This window comes from Klebsiella electrica (assembly GCF_006711645.1).
Classification (GTDB): domain Bacteria; phylum Pseudomonadota; class Gammaproteobacteria; order Enterobacterales; family Enterobacteriaceae; genus Klebsiella; species Klebsiella electrica.
In genome coordinates, this window is the sequence record NZ_CP041247.1 from 2,462,070 (window position 1) to 2,479,452 (window position 17,383).

The window sequence follows — 17,383 nt, forward strand, 5'->3', positions numbered from 1 at the left end:
CGGCCGGGTTGCGAGGATTAGCCTGCGCGATGGACGTTCAGACCGGCAAAGCTTTGGCTGACCGGCATCATTTCCAGCGTGTTGATATTGACGTGCGCAGGCAGGTTGGCGACCCACCATACCGCTTCGGTCACATCTTCCGCGGTTAACGCCTGGGTATTCTCGTAGGCTTTGCCCGCTTTGGCATCATCACCTTTAAAGCGCACGTTCGAGAACTCAGTACCGCCGACCAGGCCGGGTTCCACATCGGTGACACGAATGGCGGTACCGTGCAGATCGGTACGCAGGTTCAGACTGAACTGGCGGACAAATGCTTTGGTCGCGCCATAGACATTGCCGCCGGAATAGGGCCAGCTGCCGGCGGTGGATCCGATATTAATAATATGTCCGCGGTTACGCTCAACCATACCCGGCAGTACGGCACGGGTCATATAGACCAGCCCTTTGTTATTGGTGTCGATCATATCTTCCCAGTCTTCGACGCTGGCTTTATGCGCCGGCTCGAGGCCCAGCGCCAGACCGGCGTTATTGACCAGCACATCGATGGCCTGCCATTCGGCCGGCAGCCCGGCCATCATCTCTTCAATCGCAGCACGATTACGTACGTCCAGCTGCGCCGTGTAGAGATTGTCGCCCAGCTCATCCTGCAATGTTTTCAGGCGTTCTTCACGACGCCCGGTGGCGATCACCTTGTGACCATTCGCGATAAAACGGCGAGTCATGCTTTCGCCAAAACCTGCTGTTGCCCCGGTAATCAGAATAATCATCATCGCTCCTGTCAATGTTCTCATCATGCCCCAGGCGTTTCATGTCGGGGCTTTCCATACCGTCTTGCTTCATATTTTTCGCTGAAATTGTTCTTCGACGTGTCGCAGCGCCCCAAAGGGCACCAGGCCGGAGAAAAAATTACGCAATGACGATAAGCGGGTGACAAGCACTGTAGCGACAAAAGAAAAGAGAGTCTACATCCGTGGAGCAAGCAATACGTTTCCAAAACAGGTAATTGCGATGGCGAGCGCGGGAAAAATGCCTCTCAGCGGGAAGAAAAATCACCGCCTTACGAGGTGGACGTTCGGCCGCTTTTCCCCCTGGGAAAAGACGATTCCGGTCTAAAAATCAGGCGAACCTTGCCGAAAAACAGGCCAGAAAGCATTCATGGCATGAATTGATCATCGACACTGTATGGGGATTGTTATTCTGCCGCCACACGACAGAAGCGCAGGATTGACACTGAAATCCTTGCTGCGTCGGCGTTTTTTGCCTGAGGAGGGTTCCGATGAACGAATGGGAAGAAGACGAGAGCATCTCAACGCACGCCACCTTAATCAGCACGGCTATCGATATTCTTGGCGTTACGGGGGCGGTGCTGGTCGCCTGCATTTGCTATTTTTTGTTATGACCGCGTTCCCGCTCGCCTGTAGGCGGAAATCATTGCGGTCAATCAATGAGTTGCCTAATCTTACTGGATTACCGAGTCCAGGAGATGATGATGGCCGACAATAACCCCTTTTTGCGCGTCAGTCTGTTGCCTTATCAGGCACCCCATTTTGAGCTGATTGACGATACCCATTACCGACCGGCCTTTGATGAAGGGGTTCGCCGTCAACGGGCAGAGATTGCCGCGATAGTGGATAACCCGGCGCCGGCGGACTTTGCCAACACGCTGGTCGCGCTCGAGCAGAGCGGTCAACTGCTGGCACGCGTCACCCGGGTGTTTTTCGCCATGGCCGGGGCGCATACTAATCCGACGATCCAGGCGCTTGATGAGCAATTTTCTGCTGAGCTGGCGGATCTGGGAAATGATATCTGGCTTAACGAGGCGCTGTTCCAGCGCGTGAAGCAGGTATGGCAGCAGCGTGACGCCTGGCCGTCAGATAGCGAGTCCCGTCGGCTGCTGGAGATCACCTGGCAGCGTTTTACCCTTGCCGGTGCGACCCTGGCCGCTACGCAAAAAACGGAGCTGCGGGTTTTGAATACCCAGGCGGCGGCTTTGCAGAGCCAGTTTCAACAGCGGCTGCTGGCGGCGGTTAAATCCGGCGGCCTGGTGGTCGATGACGCAGAGCTGTTAGCGGGACTCAGCGCTGAGGAGATTGCCGAAGCCGCAGACGCCGCGCGGGAGAAAGGGCTGAGCGGCCGCTGGCTGTTGCCTTTGCTGAACACCACTCAACAACCGGCGTTGCTCGCTTTACGCCATCGCCAGACGCGTGAGAATCTGTTTGCCGCGGGCTGGACACGTAATCAGAAGGGCGATGCGAATGATACCCGCGAGCTGGTACTGCGCCTGGCAGAGATCCGTGCCCGGAAAGCTGAATTGCTGGGCGTCGCGGATTACGCCAGCTGGTCGATGGCCGACCAGATGGCGGCAACGCCCGAGGCGGCATTTGCGTTCATGCGGCGGATAGCCCCGGCGGCCCGGGCCAGAGCGGAGCGGGAGCTGGCGGATATCCAACGGGTGATTGATAGTGAGGGCGGCGGTTTTAAGGCTCGGGCCTGGGACTGGTTGTACTACGGCGAACAGGTGCGCCGGGCGACGTTCGCCATCGATGAAGCACAGTTAAAACCCTATTTCGCCCTCGACCGCGTTTTACAGGACGGCGTGTTCTGGACAGCGTCGCAGCTGTTTGGTCTGCGTTTTGTCGAACGCTTTGATATTCCGCTGTATCACCCGGATGTCCGGGTATGGGAAATCTTTGACGCCAACGGGGAAGGCCTGGCGCTGTTTTACGGCGACTACTTCTCGCGGGATTCGAAAAGCGGCGGGGCGTGGATGGACGTCTTCGTTGAGCAATCCACGCTGCTGGCGCAGCATCCGGTGATTTACAACGTCTGCAACTACCAGAAACCGAAGGCCGGCCACAGTGCGCTGCTCTCCTGGGATGAGGTCATCACCTTATTCCATGAATTTGGTCATGCGCTGCACGGGCTGTTTGCCAGTCAGCGTTACGCCAGTCTGTCGGGGACCAATACGCCGCGCGATTTTGTTGAGTTTCCGTCGCAGATCTATGAGCACTGGGCCAGCGAACCGCAGGTGTTCGCCCACTATGCGCGCCATTATCAGACCGGGGAAGCGATGCCGGATACGCTGCGTGAGCGTATGCTGCGCGCGGCGAAGTTTAATAAGGGTTATGACATGAGCGAGTTGCTGGCGGCGGCGCTGCTGGATATGCACTGGCATAGCCTCTCGTCGGCGGATATTCCGCGCGATGTCGATAGCTTCGAAGCGATGGCGTTGTGTCAGGAGCAAATGGACCTGGCCGCGGTGCCGCCGCGCTATCGTAGCAGCTACTTCTCGCATATTTTCGGCGGCGGTTATGCCGCAGGCTATTATGCCTATTTGTGGACGCAGATGCTGGCCGATGATGGCTATCAGTGGTTTGTTGAGCAGGGCGGCTTAACCCGCGAAAACGGCCAACGCTTCCGCGAGGCGATTTTGTCGCGCGGCAATAGCACGGATTTAGCTGAACTTTATCGCCAGTGGCGCGGGCACGATCCAAAAATTGAGCCGATGCTGGAAAATCGCGGACTGAGCGAGTAGAGCGTTTTATCGAGTAAAAGAGGACCGGGCCCAGAGCCCGGTTTTTTTATCCATTTTGTTTCCCTAAAATCCCCCCAAAATAACGCTTTAAATTCTGCTAAATTGGCGTCGAAGTAGCAAAGAGGCGTTTGACATCCTCCCGTCCGTAAAACAGCGCGATGGCTGAAGGCCTGGAGAGTGGTGTATAATGCACGCAAATAAAACACATGGATAGGTGCAGGTATTTGTTTTGAAACGTTTTTCTTTTATTCTCCTGGTTTTTTTAGCCTTCACAGCAACAGCAGAATCTCGATATAACGTCTGGCATAAACATAACGGGATAATGGCGGATACCACTCAAACACAGGATGGTCGCCCTGTACTGATTAGTTTTGCATACCAGGGAACTCCGGGAGCAAATCTGGTTGTTTCTTATACTGAATATGGTGACTGTAATCACAGTCGGCCAATAACCAAATTTCAGATTAATAATATAAGCGTTGATGCAAAAGAAAAGTGCTTTCCAATGAAGGGGAATATAAGAGCGCTTCACTATATCATTGAGGAATATAGCGTGTTGCAGTATTTTCATACTCAACTGGAAACCGGGTTTACGGTGATTCTGCAAAACAATATTCGTGTCTGGGTGGCTAATTATAATCACCCGAGAGCGGGGAACCTTTCGCTCTGGTAATAAAAAGACGGCTACGTTTCCTTTCTCCGTTCGTCAGCGTCTTGCTAAAGCATAGTTCAGAACGAAAAAAGACCGCCCGTTCATGGGCGGCCGACCAATTAATAAAGTCAATACATCATCGTCACATGGGGTGTCTTTAAGGCAACTCCCGCGCCTGGTGTGTAAAGCGCGAGGATAGTATTCCGCAGTATTATGAAGAGGATATGACACTCTTAGCGTGTGGAATGGTCTGTGCAGGAAAGGGAAATGGCGGTTTGCCGCCGTTCAATGGTGAACTGTACCGGGCTGGTGGTAATGCGCCATACCCTGTTTTGTCATGCACGTCGTCATGACCCCATCGAACCACATGCATTTATTCTGCACAATCCGTGAAGAGGGTCGGCTAAAAAATGCCCCGGCTATCAATGCCAGTATAAAGGCCAGAAACGGAATAATTTTATGTGTTCTCACTGGTAAGCCATCCGGTATCGCAGGTCATGTCTGGCAATCTACACCATCAAGATGAATGTAAAGTGACGATCTTTTAGATCCTCAGCAAGTGGGCAAGAAATCCCCCTTTTTACCACGCTAATGGGCGTTCAGGAAAAAGGGGGTGAAATGACACTATCAACATTTCAAAAGTCACAACCGGTAGGTATCGCGATGCACAATACCACTAAATCATCAACGTGGGCGTCAGTTGACCAGAGTATTTGGTTATGATGAATTCGCAGGCGTGCGGGAAAATCAGCGACACCCTGCGCGCTGCACGGCGTGGTTAAACAGAGGAATATTAACTCTTTGTCATTAATATTTTTTTGCTATTTATTTTCCTCCGCTTAGACGAGAATATCCTCCGATAATAAAATGGCTGAAAAGGATCCGCTATGTTAGAAAAATACTTCCAGTTTGATGGCGATAGCGGCGACGCAGCTATCGAGAAGCATAAACGTTTGCTCGCTGTTCAGGCGGCATTAGAAATTTCGAAAGCCGCCGTCTCTTCATCAACCGCAAATTCCGGTATTCGTAGCCAGATGGATTTACGCAATGTGGCTCAGGAAGTCGCCTCCTTAGCCGATGCCATTCAGGATGCGCTCGAAGGCTACGAGGAAAACTAATCCCGGCCATCGCGTCAGGCCTCGCGTTGGCGAGGCTTTTTTATTTCAGGAAGTGCGCATTCTCCGGGGGCTTCTGATGCGTTGCCCGGCTATGGCGTTTTCTCGTCTGCGGCCCAGTGCGCGACCAGCGTTTTGCCGATAGCCGCAATCTGTTTATTGCGCTCATCCATGGAGGCCGGCGTCCCGGTCAAATAAATCACCACGATACGCCCGGCTTTTCCGTCCGGGCCGAGAGCGGCAATGATCCCGCGTGAGCCGCGATTGCCGGCCCCGGTCTTATCGGCAATAAACCAGCCCGCTGGCAGCGCGGATCGTAACAGCGGCCCCGCCACTTTATCCTCGACCATCCAGCGCTGTAACTGCTGCTGCGAGGCGGGGGAAAGCACGCGGCCGATCAACAGATTTCGCAGTGTTCTGGCCATCGCTTGCGCAGTGGTGGTATCGCGTACGTCGCCCGGCCGCGCTTCATTGAGTTCCGTTTCCCAGCGGTCGAGTCGTGAAGTCTGGTCGCCGCTGTGGCGCAGGAAGGCGGTGAGTCCCTGCGGGCCGCCGAGGGTGGTCAGCAGCAGGTTTGCCGCCGTATTATCGCTCAGGGTAATGGCGGCGGCGCACAATTCGCCCACGGTCAGCCCAGCGGTAAGGTGTTTCTCCGTCACCGGCGAATATTCCACCAGATCCTGCTGCCGGTAGTGGATCCGGCGATCGAGCTGTTCTTCACCGGCATCGACGCGCGACAAGACCGCGCCGCAGAGCAGCACTTTAAAGGTGCTCATCATCGGGAATCGTTCGTCCGGGCGATAGCCGGCCAGCAGCTGGCCGGAAGCCAAATCCAGTTCGGCATAGCCGACCCGACCCTGAAGCTGGCTTTCGGCATGTTTAACTGTCGCCACCGTGGCTTCATGCGCCCATCCGGGGAGCGCCAGGGTGGCTAACAATGGCAGAAGGGCGAATCGATATTGACGCATAGCGGAGTGTTTCCCTGGAGGTTGTTGTAGACCAGCAAAGCTGGCTGGTTTTTGCCGACGTCATGGAAAATAAAGAAAAAAACAACGGTAAATAAGCGCTGTGAAGATTCACAATTTCTCTTTTTTCCTTCATCATCAGCCAGTTTTTACCCGTAATAATCAATGCTTAGCTGAGTATATGAAAGAGTTTTTTTCATTCGGGCTGCGATGAACTATAAGAATGTACTGAAGGTTGAGTAAATGCTCTACGCCGTTGGCAATCACGTATTAACCATTGAGCCATCCGGGAGGAACATGGTGGACCCGCTAATTAAGGTCATGCTGGTGGGGGGAAAGGCGGATGGCCTGCTGGTCAGCGTCGCCGGTACCGCGACGGAACTGTCCGTCACCGCCGCGCAGTATGGCGCGAAATCCGGCAACCCGCTGAGCTATCGGATTGTTTCACAAACGATCGATGATGAGCGCTATTTTTTCGGCGTGTTTAGCGAAAGCCATGACGATGCTGACAAGCTCAAACGCGTGGCCCTGACCCGGGGCATGAAAAAGTCTCTCCGCTGAGTGCGTCCGCGCCGGGCGATTGATCTTCGCCCGGCCTGACCGTGTTATCATCCCCTTGTTTGCCACCGCCGTAGCACGGAGTTTTTCATCGGGAGCACCATGATTCACCATATCCACATACAAAATTTCAGGTCGGTCAGGGATATCGAACTGGAACTGGGCGCGCTCAATATCGTGTTTGGGCCGAATGGCTGCGGCAAGTCCAATATCTACAAAGCCATTCACCTGTTAACCGCCTCCGCTGACGGCAAGTTCTCCAGCTATATCAGCGAGGAGGGCGGCCTGGAAAATGTGATGTGGTCGGGGCGAACGGCGCCCACGGCGCGCCACCCGCGACGGTTGCAAATTTCCTGTCTGACCGGAGAGTTCGATTATGAACTTCAGGTGGGCTTCCCGGAAAAGCTGCCTTATCCCACCCAGTTTATGCTCGATCCGATTGTCAAAGAGGAGTCCATCTGGCTGGCGGGATTCTCCCGGCGACCTTCCGCCAGGGTTTTGCAGCGTAAAAACCAGGCTGCGTTCCTGCTCGATGTCAACGGCGAGAAAAATACCTTCACCGACACGATTTATGAAAATGAATCGATTTTTGGTCAACTGGGCGAGCCGCACCGCTTCCCGGAAGTCTCTCGCGTCCGGGAAACCATGCGCCAGTGGCGTTTCTACCACGAGTTTAATATCGGCCGCCATTCGGCGCTCCGCCATCCGACGGTAGGTTATCGTTCACCGGTCCTCGACAGCGACGGGCACAATCTCGCCGCCGCTTTTCAGACGATTGTCGAAATTGGCGCCGAAGAACTTCTGCACGAGATTCTGGCCGCCGCCTTTCCGGAGTGCGCGTTTTTTTGCGAAAACGAAAACTCGCGTTTTTCGATTAAGATGCGGCGCAACGGGGTGTTTCGCCCGCTGCTGGCGGCGGAAATGTCGGACGGCACGCTGCGTTTTTTATGTCTGGCGGTCGCGTTGTTGAGTCCACGTCCGCCGGCATTTCTGGCGATCAACGAACCGGAAAACAGCCTGCACCGGCAGATGTTCCCGGCGCTGGCCAGGCTGATTGTCGAAGCCTCACGCTATAGCCAGATCTGGTTGACCAGCCACTCTGCCGAGCTGGCGGCGCTTATCTCCGCGCAGGCCGCCAGCCGGATATACGAGCTGGAAAACAGCGACGGCGAGACGCGAATTAAAGCCGCGGTGGGCGGATAATATTAGCGGCCTGTCTGGCCGCTAAATTGCGGTTTACGCGGCGTTGTTATAGCCAGCGGTCGGCAGCGCATTTTTCGTCCCGATACGGTTCACGATATTCCTGGGTTATTATACTCGTCATCATTCCAGTTGCCTGATATTGGCGGCATGCTGTTTCCGGCGTGATACTCGCCATCCCGGTCTTTTGGCCCGGTTTCTGCCCATTTCCGCCACGCTGCATCCCGAATATGCGGGTATAGCCGTTTTAAAGGGGGCGCGAGCCCCCGTTGAGGGTTTAGCGTAGAGACACAGAGAGCTGGTACTGCCAGCGGGTCCCGAGCAGCAGCCACTGCGGCAGCACGCTCGGTGTCCAGGAGTCATCGCCGCCGACGCCCATATGCGCGCCGTCGAGGGTTATCCAGACGCCTTTTTCCGGGGTCATCCGGTGCCAGTGGTCGGTTTCCATCAGTTGCGCGGTGCTGTAGGGCTGAACCGAGAAGTGGAAGTCGCCGGTCACCTGCCAGCGCCCCCAGTCCAGCGCTTTGTTGTCGCAGCGCAGGCCGTTTTCTGTCGGGAAAATATAGGGCGTGCTCATCGCTTCCAGCGGAAGCTGCCAGCGGGAGAAACAGGCGCTGCTCTTGCGGTCAGGATAGTTTTCATGCGGCCCGTAGCCGAGCCAGGAGACCGGAGCATGCTGGTCAGGAACCTGGAAGTGCAGGCCCACGCGCGGCAGCGGCGGCAGCGTCCCGGCCCGCTCGCCGCTCACCGTCAGGTGCAGGCGGCCATCGCGGGTAAAGGTCATTCGCCACTGGCTGACGATGACCACTTCGTCGCCGCGCAGATAGTGCCAGCGGCTGTCGACGATGGTCTCATGGGCCAGGCGCTGCGCGGTACACTGGACGCAGCGCACATCGAGAGTATAAAGTCCGGCGCTTTTCCAGCGCTCAACCCAGGCGTTGGGGTCGATACGATCCGTCTCGCTCACGCCGATATCGTTGTCCAGCGGGGCGCGAACGAACTGGTCGCGCAGCGGAGACAGCAGTTGCTCTGCGCCTTCCGCCAGCCAGTGAGTTAACAGGCCGCTCTGACGATCGATAATCCATTGCTGGGATCCCTGACGGACGGTGAAGCGCTCATCATCGATGGTCAGCTCCGGCGCTGGACCGACGACGGCGGGCGCCGGTAAGGCCAGCGGGGCGGCGAGGGCGAACTGCGCCCAGGCCACGCGGTGCCCGGCAGCAGACCACGGCGTCGCCTGCGGCTGAACAACCTCCAGCGTCAGCCAGACCTCTCTGGCGCCTGGCGGTAAGGTCAGGTGGTCGCACAAGGTAAAATCGCCGTGGCCCTGCGGCGTGAGGTTCAGCGTAAGGCTGCCGCTGGCCACGGTTTCGCCGGCGGACTGCACCTGCCAGTTCAGCACTTCATTATCCGTGGCGCGGAACAGGTATTCGCTCTCGACCGCGATCTGCAGCGGGGAGTGCGCCAGCAGAGCAAACTGGAAATATTGCTGGGCATGTTTTGCTTCAGTCAGCGCAGGATGAGGGCGGCGATCCGGGAATACCAGCCCGTTCATACAGAACTGGCGGTCGTTCGGCTTGTCGCCAAAATCGCCGCCGTAGGCCCAGCCCACGCTGCCGTCATCGAAGGTTTTTTCGATGGCCTGATCCGCCCAGTCCCAGATAAATCCGCCCTGCAGGCGCGGATATTCCCGGAAGGCCTGCCAGTAATCGGCAAAATTACCGAGACTGTTGCCCATCGCGTGAGCGTATTCGCAGAGGATCAGCGGTCGCTGTTCGCCGGGCAGACCAATCCACTTTTTAATGCCCCATTTCGGCACTGCTGGAATCGGCTGATCGCGTTCCACGCGGGCGTACATCGGGCAGATAATATCGGTCGCCGCGCTGTCGGCACCACCGCCTTCGTACTGGACCGGCCGCGTAGGATCTTCGCGTTTCAGCCAGCGATACATGGCTTCATGGTTGGCGCCGCAGCCGGACTCGTTCCCCAGCGACCAGATAATAATCGACGGATGGTTACGGTGGCTTTGCAACATCCGGGTGATGCGAGCGCTGTAGGCCGGCAGCCAGGCCGGATCGTCGGACAGGCGGTTCATTGGCACCATGCCATGGGTTTCGATGTTCGCCTCATCGACCACGTACAGGCCGTAGCGGTTGCACAGTTCATACCAGCGTGCGGCGTTGGGATAGTGCGAGCAGCGTACGGCGTTAAAGTTATTCTGCTTCATCAGCAGAATGTCCTGCAGCATATCCTCTTCGCTCACCACCTGGCCGCGCTGATGGTGGTGCTCATGGCGGTTCACCCCGCGGATCAGCAGCGGTTTGCCGTTGAGCAGCAACAGGCCGTTGCTGATTTCCACCCGGCGAAAGCCGATGTCCCAAGCTTCGGCTTCGACCAGCTCTTCGCCGCGCCACAGAGCAACCACGCTACGATAGCAGTGGGGCGTTTCCGCGCTCCATTGCCGCGGTTTTTCCACCGCCAGCGCCAGCGTTGCCCGTTCGGCATAATGGCCCCGTTCATCAACCGGCGCAGAACCTGGCCGCTGGCGCTGGCGGGCAATCAGCTGTTCGCCGTCCCACAGGCTGACTTCAGCCTCCAGCCCGGCCAGCTGTTCGTCGGCGGCGGCGATGGTCAGATTGACCCGCAGTTCGCCATCGCGATACAGCGCATCCAGCAGCGGGGATATCTGCACATCGCTCAGGTGCTGCTGCGGTTTGTTGAGCAGCCACACCGAGCGGAAAATCCCGCTCATGCGCCACATATCCTGATCTTCCAGCCAGCTGCCCGCGCTCCAGCGCATGACCATCACGCACAGCCGGTTTTCGCCCGCCCGCAGGTAGGGGGTGAGATCGAAAGCCGCCGGCAGCCGGCTATCCTGGGAATAACCGACCCACACGCCGTTGCACCACAGATGAAACGCGGAGTTAACGCCGTCAAAAATAATTTGCGTCAGGCCATCGGCCAGCCAGCTTTGCTCCAGGGTGACGTTGAGCGAGTACAGGCCGGTCGGATTCTCTTCCGGCACCCGCGGCGGCGGCGTATCGATGGGGTAGCGAACGTTGGTATAAATAGGCGCGTCGTAGCCTTCCATCTGCCAGTTAGAGGGCACCGGCGTGCTGCGGCTCGTATCGGGATCGCGCTCGAGCCAGCGGGAATCGACGGCAAACGGGCTGGGGGACCAGGAGAACTGCCACTGCCCGTCAAGCAGGCGGAGGCGGTCGGAAGGGCGGTTGTCCCGGGCGTCGTCGAGGGATCGCCAGCTGGCAAACGAGGGGCGAGCCGCTAAGCGGTTAAGGTGAGTAATGGTCTGATTTTGCCAGTCTTCACGGGCCAGCACGTCCTGAAACGTCAACGAGCGAACCGCGTTTGAGTCATGTTGTTGCATCGGCATACCTGACGGATAAGTGAGAAAAATGTCATTCGCTAGACAATGATGATGTCGTTATCAGGTATTTTTCTTCAGGCCGCAATACTGGCGAAAATGAAACCGACTCACGATCACGAAACTCCAGGGTAAACGCTGATTTTTGTCGTCAATAAGACATAAAATGTTAGCGGGCGACATTTGCCGTCATCAGACCAATTTTGCGCAGACAGGGGGGATTATGCAGCGGCGTTCGGCAACCTTAGACGATGTGGCCCACGAGGCCGGTGTTTCGCAGCAAACGGTCTCCCGGGTGCTGAATCGTCCCGATGTAGTCTCCGCGCGGACCCGCGAGAAAGTGATCCGCGCGATGCAGGCGCTGCATTATGTTCCTAACCGTTCGGCGCAGCTGCTGGCGGGAAAAGCGGCGCCTTCAATTGGGCTGATTACGGCGTCGCTGACGCTGCACGCGCCGTCACAAATCGCCTCGGCGGTGAAAAGCCATGCTGGCGCTCATCAGCTGGAGGTATCCATCGCCATGCCGGAACGCAGCGACTACGCTTCACTGCAGACCCGGCTGGATGAGTTCCGTGCTCAGCATATTCGCGGCGCGATTATCAGCCTGCCGCTGGAGAGCAGCATCGCGGAACGGCTGGTGAAGGAAAATCCCGATATTGCCTGTCTGTTTCTTGATGTGTCGCCGGAGACGGAGGTCTCCTGCGTGCGCTTTGATCATCGTGACGGCTGCGGCGCCTGCGTGCGCCATCTCTGGGAACTCGGCCATCGCGAGTTTGGCCTGCTGGCCGGCCCGGAAAGCTCGGTCTCCGCCCGGATGCGCCTGGGCAGCTGGCGGGAAACATTGCATCGTCTGGGGATGAGCCAGGCCGTGACGGTATTTGGCGACTGGAGCGCCGCCAGCGGCTGGCAGAAAACCTTTGAGCTGCTTCATCTGCAGCCGCGGATCAGCGCCATCGTCGTGGCCAATGACCAGATGGCATTAGGGGTACTCAGCGCGCTGGCGCAGCTTAACCGCACCGGTCACAGCGCCATCTCGGTCACCGGCTACGACGATACGGCGGACAGTCTTTACTTTCAGCCGCCGCTGACCACCGTGGCGCAGAACTTCGATCTGCTGGGTAAACGCGCGGTGGAACTGCTGACCCAGCAGATGGCGGCGCCGCAGGTGCCTATTTGTGAACTGCTACCCACCCGCCTGGTCGTCCGTCAGTCAACCTGGCCGCGTGAGGGAGAGTCTCACCGCGAGCCGCTGATTGCCGAGCTCAAAGCGCTGGTGGATAAACTCTAAGCGGATTGCGGTTTAACTTTTATTGAAGATAACTATGCTAGCGTACGGTCAGACGTAGAAGGAGATGGACATTGCCTCTGCGTAAAATGCAAAACACAATCTATCCATGCAAGCATTTATTCACCGCCAGCTATCTGGCGGTTTTTTTTTGCCGCTATTTCCGCATTTGTCACCGCTATTTTCTTTTATTCTGCACTTTGCGCATTAATTGCGCATCCGGAAGAATAAACGCTCTGTTTTTCACGGGGTGGTGCGATGGTTCTCGCGGGTTATAGTTTTTAAACCAGAATAAAATGCTACTGAGCAGGGGCGGGGGATCCGGGTTAAAAAAGATCTCCAGCAAGCGCGACATTAACGCCTGACTCGCCAGCGACAGAACGAAAACAAATCCTTTATTCTGCGATGTGGTGATTTCCAGCGGGGGAAAGGTATGCCGTTTGCAGCTAACTCATTGACACGACAGGCAAAGGGATCTGAATAAAAATTGTTCTCATAGACAAAAGTGTGATCGCGATCAATATGCCATACCATGAGTAATATTAAACATAGCTAATGTATTCATTCGAAAAATAATCAGGTGGTAATTAATGGCTATCAAGGATTTTTTTGCACAAACGGAACCTGGGCGCCGACGTTATGGCGTGGCATTAGGGGTTGGGATCGTTGCGGGTCTGATGTCGGCATTTGTGAAGTGGGGGGCTGAAGTTCCGTTACCGCCCCGTACTTTCTCCGGGGGCAGGGATGAATTTAACCCGCCTTATCTTTTTTTACGTGATTACCTTGGGATTGATCCGACTCACACCGTTTATACCTTTTCGGAACACATCATCAATCCGGTGATGGTCACGCATATTATTTTCTCGCTGGTCTTTGCCATTGGCTATTGCCTGGTGGCGGAAGTGTTCCCCAAAGTGAAATTATGGCAAGGGGCATGGGCGGGTATTGTCGCCACCATCGCCGTTCACTGGATCTCTTTCCCTTTATTAGGTCTGACGCCTTCTCTGCTTCATATTCCCGCCGATGAATATATTTCGGAACTGGTCGGGCATATTTTCTGGTTCTGGGCGATAGAGATGATCCGTCGCGATCTGCGAAACCGCATTACGCATGAACCTGATGCCGAAGTTGCGCTGAATTCACCGTTCAGATAATAGCGGGAAAAGCGATGTCAGTGACGGGCTCGCTACGGCGGGCCCGTTTTATCTCCTCAGAGGAGGCCCAGGCGCAGCCCTAAATCCTGGGGATAGGGGTTAAAGTAGTTTTGCGTCAGCAGGTAGCTATCCGGGAATTCGGCCAGGTAGTGTTTCAGTAAGGTGATCGGCGCGAGTATCGGCAGTAAACCGGCGCGATAGTTAAGGATCACCTCGCGAAGTTCCCCGCGCTGGCGGCTATTGAGCCGATCGCGGAAGTAACCCTGAATATGCATCAGCACGTTAGTATGGTTTTTCCGCGAAGCGGGTTGCTGCAGAATAGCCATCAGCTTTGCGCGGTAAGCGACAAAGAAGGCATCCAGATCCTCCCACTGGTGGAGGGAGGCAACGAAAGGCCCAATTTCGCGATAGCCTGCCTGATCATGCGCCAGCAGCTGCAGCTTGTACTGGCTATGGAAGTCCAGTAGCGCGCGACGGCTGAGCCCCTGCGCGCGCAGGGTATTTAGCTGGTGTAGCGCGAAGACGCGTTCGACAAAGTTTTCCCGCAGCACCGGGTCGTGCAGGCGGCCATCCTCTTCCACGGGCAGCCACGGGTAGTGCATCAGCAATTTCTGCGTGAAGATCCCCACCCCCTCTTTGCGTCCGCGGTTGCCTTTTTCGTCATACAGCCGTACGCGCTCCATACCGCAGCTGGGCGATTTAGCACAGACAACAAAGCCAGAAAGGGCGTCGACGCTGGGGAGAAATGCCGCGGTAAATCCGACCATTTTCTCCGTTACATCGTCGTGAGGCGTTTGACTAAAATGCATCTGGATGGTTCCTTCGCGGGTTTGCACCAGACGCAGGGCCGGGCGAGGAACGGGCAGGCCGATAGCCATCTCCGGGCAGACGGGTTGAAAGGTGACCCAATCCGCCAGTTCATCCATCACAAAGCCCATACGTTTATGCCCACCGTCAAATCGAACGGCTGAGCCGGTTAAACATGCGCTGATACCGACCGCGGGTTGCCTGTTCATGCTGCCATCCTCTTATTGCATTCGTTGCAGGAAGAACGGGGTGGACCGGTTGTTGCCGGGCCATGCGACGTCTTCGCATACTTAAAACTTACACAATAACTAATATTTGTCCAAGTATTGGTGAGGGTATTTATTATTATCTATTTAATTCATCAGGTTATATTCGTCGGTTTTCTCCTGGGCTTTTCCGTCATGCGATGTGGAAAAGCCCCGGAACTCACTCTTTTTGGCGTGTGTCGCGGGTCGTGTCCGGCGAGATATCCGCGCCGGAGAGGGAGATAACGTCGAGGGCGTTGACCTGCCGCCGCCAGCATGCGATCTGCTCCTGGCGGGCCGCGGTGAGTTTTCCGGAGGTGACCAGCAGCCAGTTTCGTTGCGGAAAAATCTCGGGAGCCAGAGCTGCCGGCGGGAGAGGAAGGAGATCGATGCGATGGCCCTGACCGGTACGGGCGAGGGCCTCCAGCCAGATTTCGCCAGGGTCGGAGAGATGCCAGCCGGCTATCAGCACGCTATCTCCCGGCGCTTTTTTGTCGCCTTCGAGGCAAAACGAGGTATAGGCGATAATGATCCCATCGAGAATCTCGCGCAGCGTCATCACCGTCGGGAGGCGGGCAGACAGCTTACTACGCAGCGGACGCAACACTTTAGCAACCAGTTCCTGGCGAGGGGACTCGCGGCCTGAATCGTAGATCAACTGGCGCAGGGCGTCGATTTTTCCCTCTTTCAATCGCTGCAGCATACTTTCCTGCAGGCTGGACCAGTGGTCAGTCCGCCTGGCGACGGGGTTATCCAGCAGGGGCTTTATCTGGCTGACGGGAACGCCTTTTTGCACCCAGTCGAGAATGTTGAGCGCCTGTTGAACATCATCATCACTGTACAGACGGTGTCCCCCCTCGGTCCGTTGCGGTTTTAGCAGGCCATATCGACGCTGCCAGGCGCGAAGCGTGGTGGGGTTGATCCCGCAAAGCCGGGCAAATTCACCGATGGAGTAAGACATGAGGGAGACCTGAAAAGAGAGGATAGTCCCAATATACTATGAATTATTCCCGGGTAAATGTTCAATGCCGTACGGGAGCGTTGACCCGCGTGGTTTCCCGGTATTCGACACAAAATACCCGAACGTCCTGCTGATTCTGCAGGGCAATAAATTGACCGTTTCCGTGTGGCTTTAAGGTTTCGTTAATTAAGTGCAACGATACTGAGGAAAGCAACGTTGCCATCAACAAAATGGTTAAATGATGAAAATGAAAGACCCGTTATGTCATGCTCTCCCTCACCGGGACACCCCTTTTTTTCGTGCGCTACATATCAGCGTGGCGCTATTGGTTTTATTCCAGATTATCAACTCTCAACTGACTGAAAGCGAAGCCCTCGGCGATGTTACCCTGACAGGATGGGTGACGTGGCTGCACATTATCTGTGGATTTTCATTGATTGTGTTGGGTATTACGATGCTCATCTGGATGCTGACGCAGCGTGGTTTTGATTACTATTTTGCCTGGCTGAAGCTCGATTTTCGCGGCATCGCTACCGATCTCAAGACGCTCATTTCATTGCGTCTTCCCGAAGCGCATGCCGGGGGAGTGGCGGCATTGATTCAGGGGCTTGGTGTTGTGGCGCTGTTGGGCGTTGCTTTGTGCGGCGGGTTGTGGTTTGTGCTGAATACGGCGTTTGGTCCATCCTCGGCGCTGGCGCATGAGGTCCTGGGCCTGCATAAATTCCTGACCGTATTCATTGAAACTTATTTCTGGGCCCACGGAGCCATGGGATTACTGCATATTTTCCTCAAAGTCCGCAGTCAAAGGAATAACCCGGCGACGGAATAATCTCGTGACCGCGAGCAAGCGGCTCATTCTGGAACCAGAGCAACGGCGCTTTTGTCAAATACCCTTTTTCCTCGCGCTAAAACCGCCGTCAGGCTTTAACCTGACGGCAATGCGCAAGCCGTGAATACCGCTGCGACGCTCCGCTTTAAATGGCCAGTAGCCACTCTTTTTTCAGCAGGGCATAGATGCAGGTATCGTCATATTGTTCTTCGCCGCTGGCGGTCACAAACGAAACAAACTCTTTAAAACACCCTTCCCGACGCATATGCAGGCGTTCACAGAGTCTCTGAGAGGTCTGGTTATAGTCCTCAACATAGGCATATAAGCGCCGGGCTTCTCTTGCCGTAAACAGGTAGTGAAAAAGCGCGGAAACCGCTTCCGTCGCAAAGCCCTGACCCTCATAGCGCTGATTAAAATGCCAACCCACGGACCAGGTATTGTGGTCCGGTTCTTCGCGGTTATCGGCAAACAAATGCCCAATGAGTTGATCCGTTTCCTTGAGGCATACGGCAAACTGGCTTGCATCGCTGGCTCTTTTCATGACCTCTTCCCTTGCTTGCGCAAGTGAATCGAGCTTTTCATCCTCAAAACAGGGGACGCGCGGTGAAGACAGATATTCCAGCAGCGGCAGGGCATCTTGTTCCTTAAAGGAACGAATAAAAAGTCGTGAAGTCGTTGCTACGATCATAGAGTGA

At 55.8% G+C, this 17,383-nt stretch carries 16 protein-coding genes; 10 read left to right on the forward strand and 6 right to left on the reverse strand.

The window, feature by feature from the left end:
* Positions 1-17 precede the first annotated feature (17 nt).
* The gene (gene ydfG, locus Electrica_RS11750) at positions 18-767 is read right to left on the reverse strand and encodes a bifunctional NADP-dependent 3-hydroxy acid dehydrogenase/3-hydroxypropionate dehydrogenase YdfG (RefSeq protein ID WP_131050234.1); all 750 of its coding nucleotides are present in this window, start codon (positions 765-767) and stop codon (positions 18-20) included.
* Positions 768-1,276: 509 nt separating this feature from the next.
* Here ydfG and Electrica_RS29125 point away from each other — a divergent pair.
* From Electrica_RS29125 to Electrica_RS11765, 5 genes are all read left to right on the forward strand, one after another.
* Positions 1,277-1,399, forward strand: a complete 123-nt coding sequence (locus Electrica_RS29125; protein ID WP_266095179.1) for a hypothetical protein — start codon at positions 1,277-1,279, stop codon at positions 1,397-1,399.
* 90 nt (positions 1,400-1,489) lie between these two features.
* Positions 1,490-3,535, forward strand: a complete 2,046-nt coding sequence (dcp, locus tag Electrica_RS11755; RefSeq protein WP_142255884.1) for a peptidyl-dipeptidase Dcp — start codon at positions 1,490-1,492, stop codon at positions 3,533-3,535.
* A gap of 229 nt (positions 3,536-3,764) precedes the next feature.
* Positions 3,765-4,208, forward strand: a complete 444-nt coding sequence (locus Electrica_RS11760; protein ID WP_141964536.1) for a hypothetical protein — start codon at positions 3,765-3,767, stop codon at positions 4,206-4,208.
* A gap of 246 nt (positions 4,209-4,454) precedes the next feature.
* Positions 4,455-4,580 carry a hypothetical protein gene (locus Electrica_RS29130; protein WP_255410867.1) on the forward strand — a complete coding sequence of 42 codons (126 nt, stop codon included), beginning with the start codon at positions 4,455-4,457 and terminating at the stop codon, positions 4,578-4,580.
* 494 nt (positions 4,581-5,074) lie between these two features.
* Positions 5,075-5,305: a hypothetical protein gene (locus Electrica_RS11765; protein ID WP_004862401.1), complete on the forward strand. Its 231-nt coding sequence runs from the start codon at positions 5,075-5,077 to the stop codon at positions 5,303-5,305.
* Positions 5,306-5,394: 89 nt separating this feature from the next.
* Here the strand turns inward: Electrica_RS11765 and bla are convergent, their stop codons facing one another.
* The gene (bla, locus tag Electrica_RS11770) at positions 5,395-6,270 is read right to left on the reverse strand and encodes a PLA/ORN/TER family class A beta-lactamase (protein WP_141964537.1); all 876 of its coding nucleotides are present in this window, start codon (positions 6,268-6,270) and stop codon (positions 5,395-5,397) included.
* Positions 6,271-6,564: 294 nt separating this feature from the next.
* On the opposite strand from bla, the gene Electrica_RS11775 reads away from it, so the two are divergent.
* Together Electrica_RS11775 and Electrica_RS11780 are read left to right on the forward strand one after the other, a co-directional pair.
* Positions 6,565-6,828: a hypothetical protein gene (locus tag Electrica_RS11775; protein WP_202395525.1), complete on the forward strand. Its 264-nt coding sequence runs from the start codon at positions 6,565-6,567 to the stop codon at positions 6,826-6,828.
* Positions 6,829-6,927: 99 nt separating this feature from the next.
* Complete coding sequence (locus Electrica_RS11780) at positions 6,928-8,028, forward strand: AAA family ATPase (protein WP_141964538.1); 1,101 nt, start codon at positions 6,928-6,930, stop codon at positions 8,026-8,028.
* A 274-nt stretch (positions 8,029-8,302) separates the two neighbouring features.
* Here Electrica_RS11780 and Electrica_RS11785 read toward each other — a convergent pair whose 3' ends face one another.
* Complete coding sequence (locus Electrica_RS11785) at positions 8,303-11,410, reverse strand: beta-galactosidase (protein ID WP_141964539.1); 3,108 nt, start codon at positions 11,408-11,410, stop codon at positions 8,303-8,305.
* Positions 11,411-11,630: 220 nt separating this feature from the next.
* Between Electrica_RS11785 and Electrica_RS11790 the strand changes: the two genes are divergently transcribed.
* Positions 11,631-12,695, forward strand: coding sequence for a LacI family DNA-binding transcriptional regulator (locus tag Electrica_RS11790; RefSeq protein WP_141964540.1), 1,065 nt, complete (start codon positions 11,631-11,633; stop codon positions 12,693-12,695).
* 587 nt (positions 12,696-13,282) lie between these two features.
* Complete coding sequence (locus Electrica_RS11795) at positions 13,283-13,846, forward strand: YagU family protein (RefSeq protein ID WP_141964541.1); 564 nt, start codon at positions 13,283-13,285, stop codon at positions 13,844-13,846.
* 56 nt (positions 13,847-13,902) lie between these two features.
* Here Electrica_RS11795 and Electrica_RS11800 read toward each other — a convergent pair whose 3' ends face one another.
* Positions 13,903-14,862, reverse strand: coding sequence for a YbgA family protein (locus Electrica_RS11800; RefSeq protein WP_141964542.1), 960 nt, complete (start codon positions 14,860-14,862; stop codon positions 13,903-13,905).
* 217 nt (positions 14,863-15,079) lie between these two features.
* On the reverse strand, positions 15,080-15,859 hold the full coding sequence (locus tag Electrica_RS11805) for a MerR family transcriptional regulator (RefSeq protein ID WP_141964543.1): 780 nt from the start codon (positions 15,857-15,859) through the stop codon (positions 15,080-15,082).
* A 247-nt stretch (positions 15,860-16,106) separates the two neighbouring features.
* On the opposite strand from Electrica_RS11805, the gene Electrica_RS11810 reads away from it, so the two are divergent.
* A complete protein-coding gene (locus Electrica_RS11810; RefSeq protein ID WP_142255885.1) occupies positions 16,107-16,688 on the forward strand; it encodes a cytochrome b/b6 domain-containing protein in 582 nt (193 codons plus the stop codon).
* A gap of 145 nt (positions 16,689-16,833) precedes the next feature.
* Here Electrica_RS11810 and Electrica_RS11815 read toward each other — a convergent pair whose 3' ends face one another.
* Complete coding sequence (locus tag Electrica_RS11815; RefSeq protein WP_141964544.1) at positions 16,834-17,376, reverse strand: GNAT family N-acetyltransferase; 543 nt, start codon at positions 17,374-17,376, stop codon at positions 16,834-16,836.
* Positions 17,377-17,383 lie beyond the last annotated feature (7 nt).

Bases quoted from the DNA above. Each gene is read 5' to 3' on its own strand.
- ydfG (WP_131050234.1), bottom strand. From the start codon at position 767: ATGATTATTCTGATTACCGGGGCAACAGCAGGTTTTGGCGAAAGCATG.
- Electrica_RS29125 (WP_266095179.1), top strand. From the start codon at position 1,277: ATGAACGAATGGGAAGAAGACGAGAGCATCTCAACGCACGCCACCTTA.
- dcp (WP_142255884.1), top strand. From the start codon at position 1,490: ATGGCCGACAATAACCCCTTTTTGCGCGTCAGTCTGTTGCCTTATCAG.
- Electrica_RS29130 (WP_255410867.1), top strand. From the start codon at position 4,455: ATGGCGGTTTGCCGCCGTTCAATGGTGAACTGTACCGGGCTGGTGGTA.
- Electrica_RS11765 (WP_004862401.1), top strand. From the start codon at position 5,075: ATGTTAGAAAAATACTTCCAGTTTGATGGCGATAGCGGCGACGCAGCT.
- bla (WP_141964537.1), bottom strand. From the start codon at position 6,270: ATGCGTCAATATCGATTCGCCCTTCTGCCATTGTTAGCCACCCTGGCG.
- Electrica_RS11775 (WP_202395525.1), top strand. From the start codon at position 6,565: ATGGTGGACCCGCTAATTAAGGTCATGCTGGTGGGGGGAAAGGCGGAT.
- Electrica_RS11780 (WP_141964538.1), top strand. From the start codon at position 6,928: ATGATTCACCATATCCACATACAAAATTTCAGGTCGGTCAGGGATATC.
- Electrica_RS11785 (WP_141964539.1), bottom strand. From the start codon at position 11,410: ATGCAACAACATGACTCAAACGCGGTTCGCTCGTTGACGTTTCAGGAC.
- Electrica_RS11790 (WP_141964540.1), top strand. From the start codon at position 11,631: ATGCAGCGGCGTTCGGCAACCTTAGACGATGTGGCCCACGAGGCCGGT.
- Electrica_RS11795 (WP_141964541.1), top strand. From the start codon at position 13,283: ATGGCTATCAAGGATTTTTTTGCACAAACGGAACCTGGGCGCCGACGT.
- Electrica_RS11800 (WP_141964542.1), bottom strand. From the start codon at position 14,862: ATGAACAGGCAACCCGCGGTCGGTATCAGCGCATGTTTAACCGGCTCA.
- Electrica_RS11805 (WP_141964543.1), bottom strand. From the start codon at position 15,859: ATGTCTTACTCCATCGGTGAATTTGCCCGGCTTTGCGGGATCAACCCC.
- Electrica_RS11810 (WP_142255885.1), top strand. From the start codon at position 16,107: ATGAAAGACCCGTTATGTCATGCTCTCCCTCACCGGGACACCCCTTTT.
- Electrica_RS11815 (WP_141964544.1), bottom strand. From the start codon at position 17,376: ATGATCGTAGCAACGACTTCACGACTTTTTATTCGTTCCTTTAAGGAA.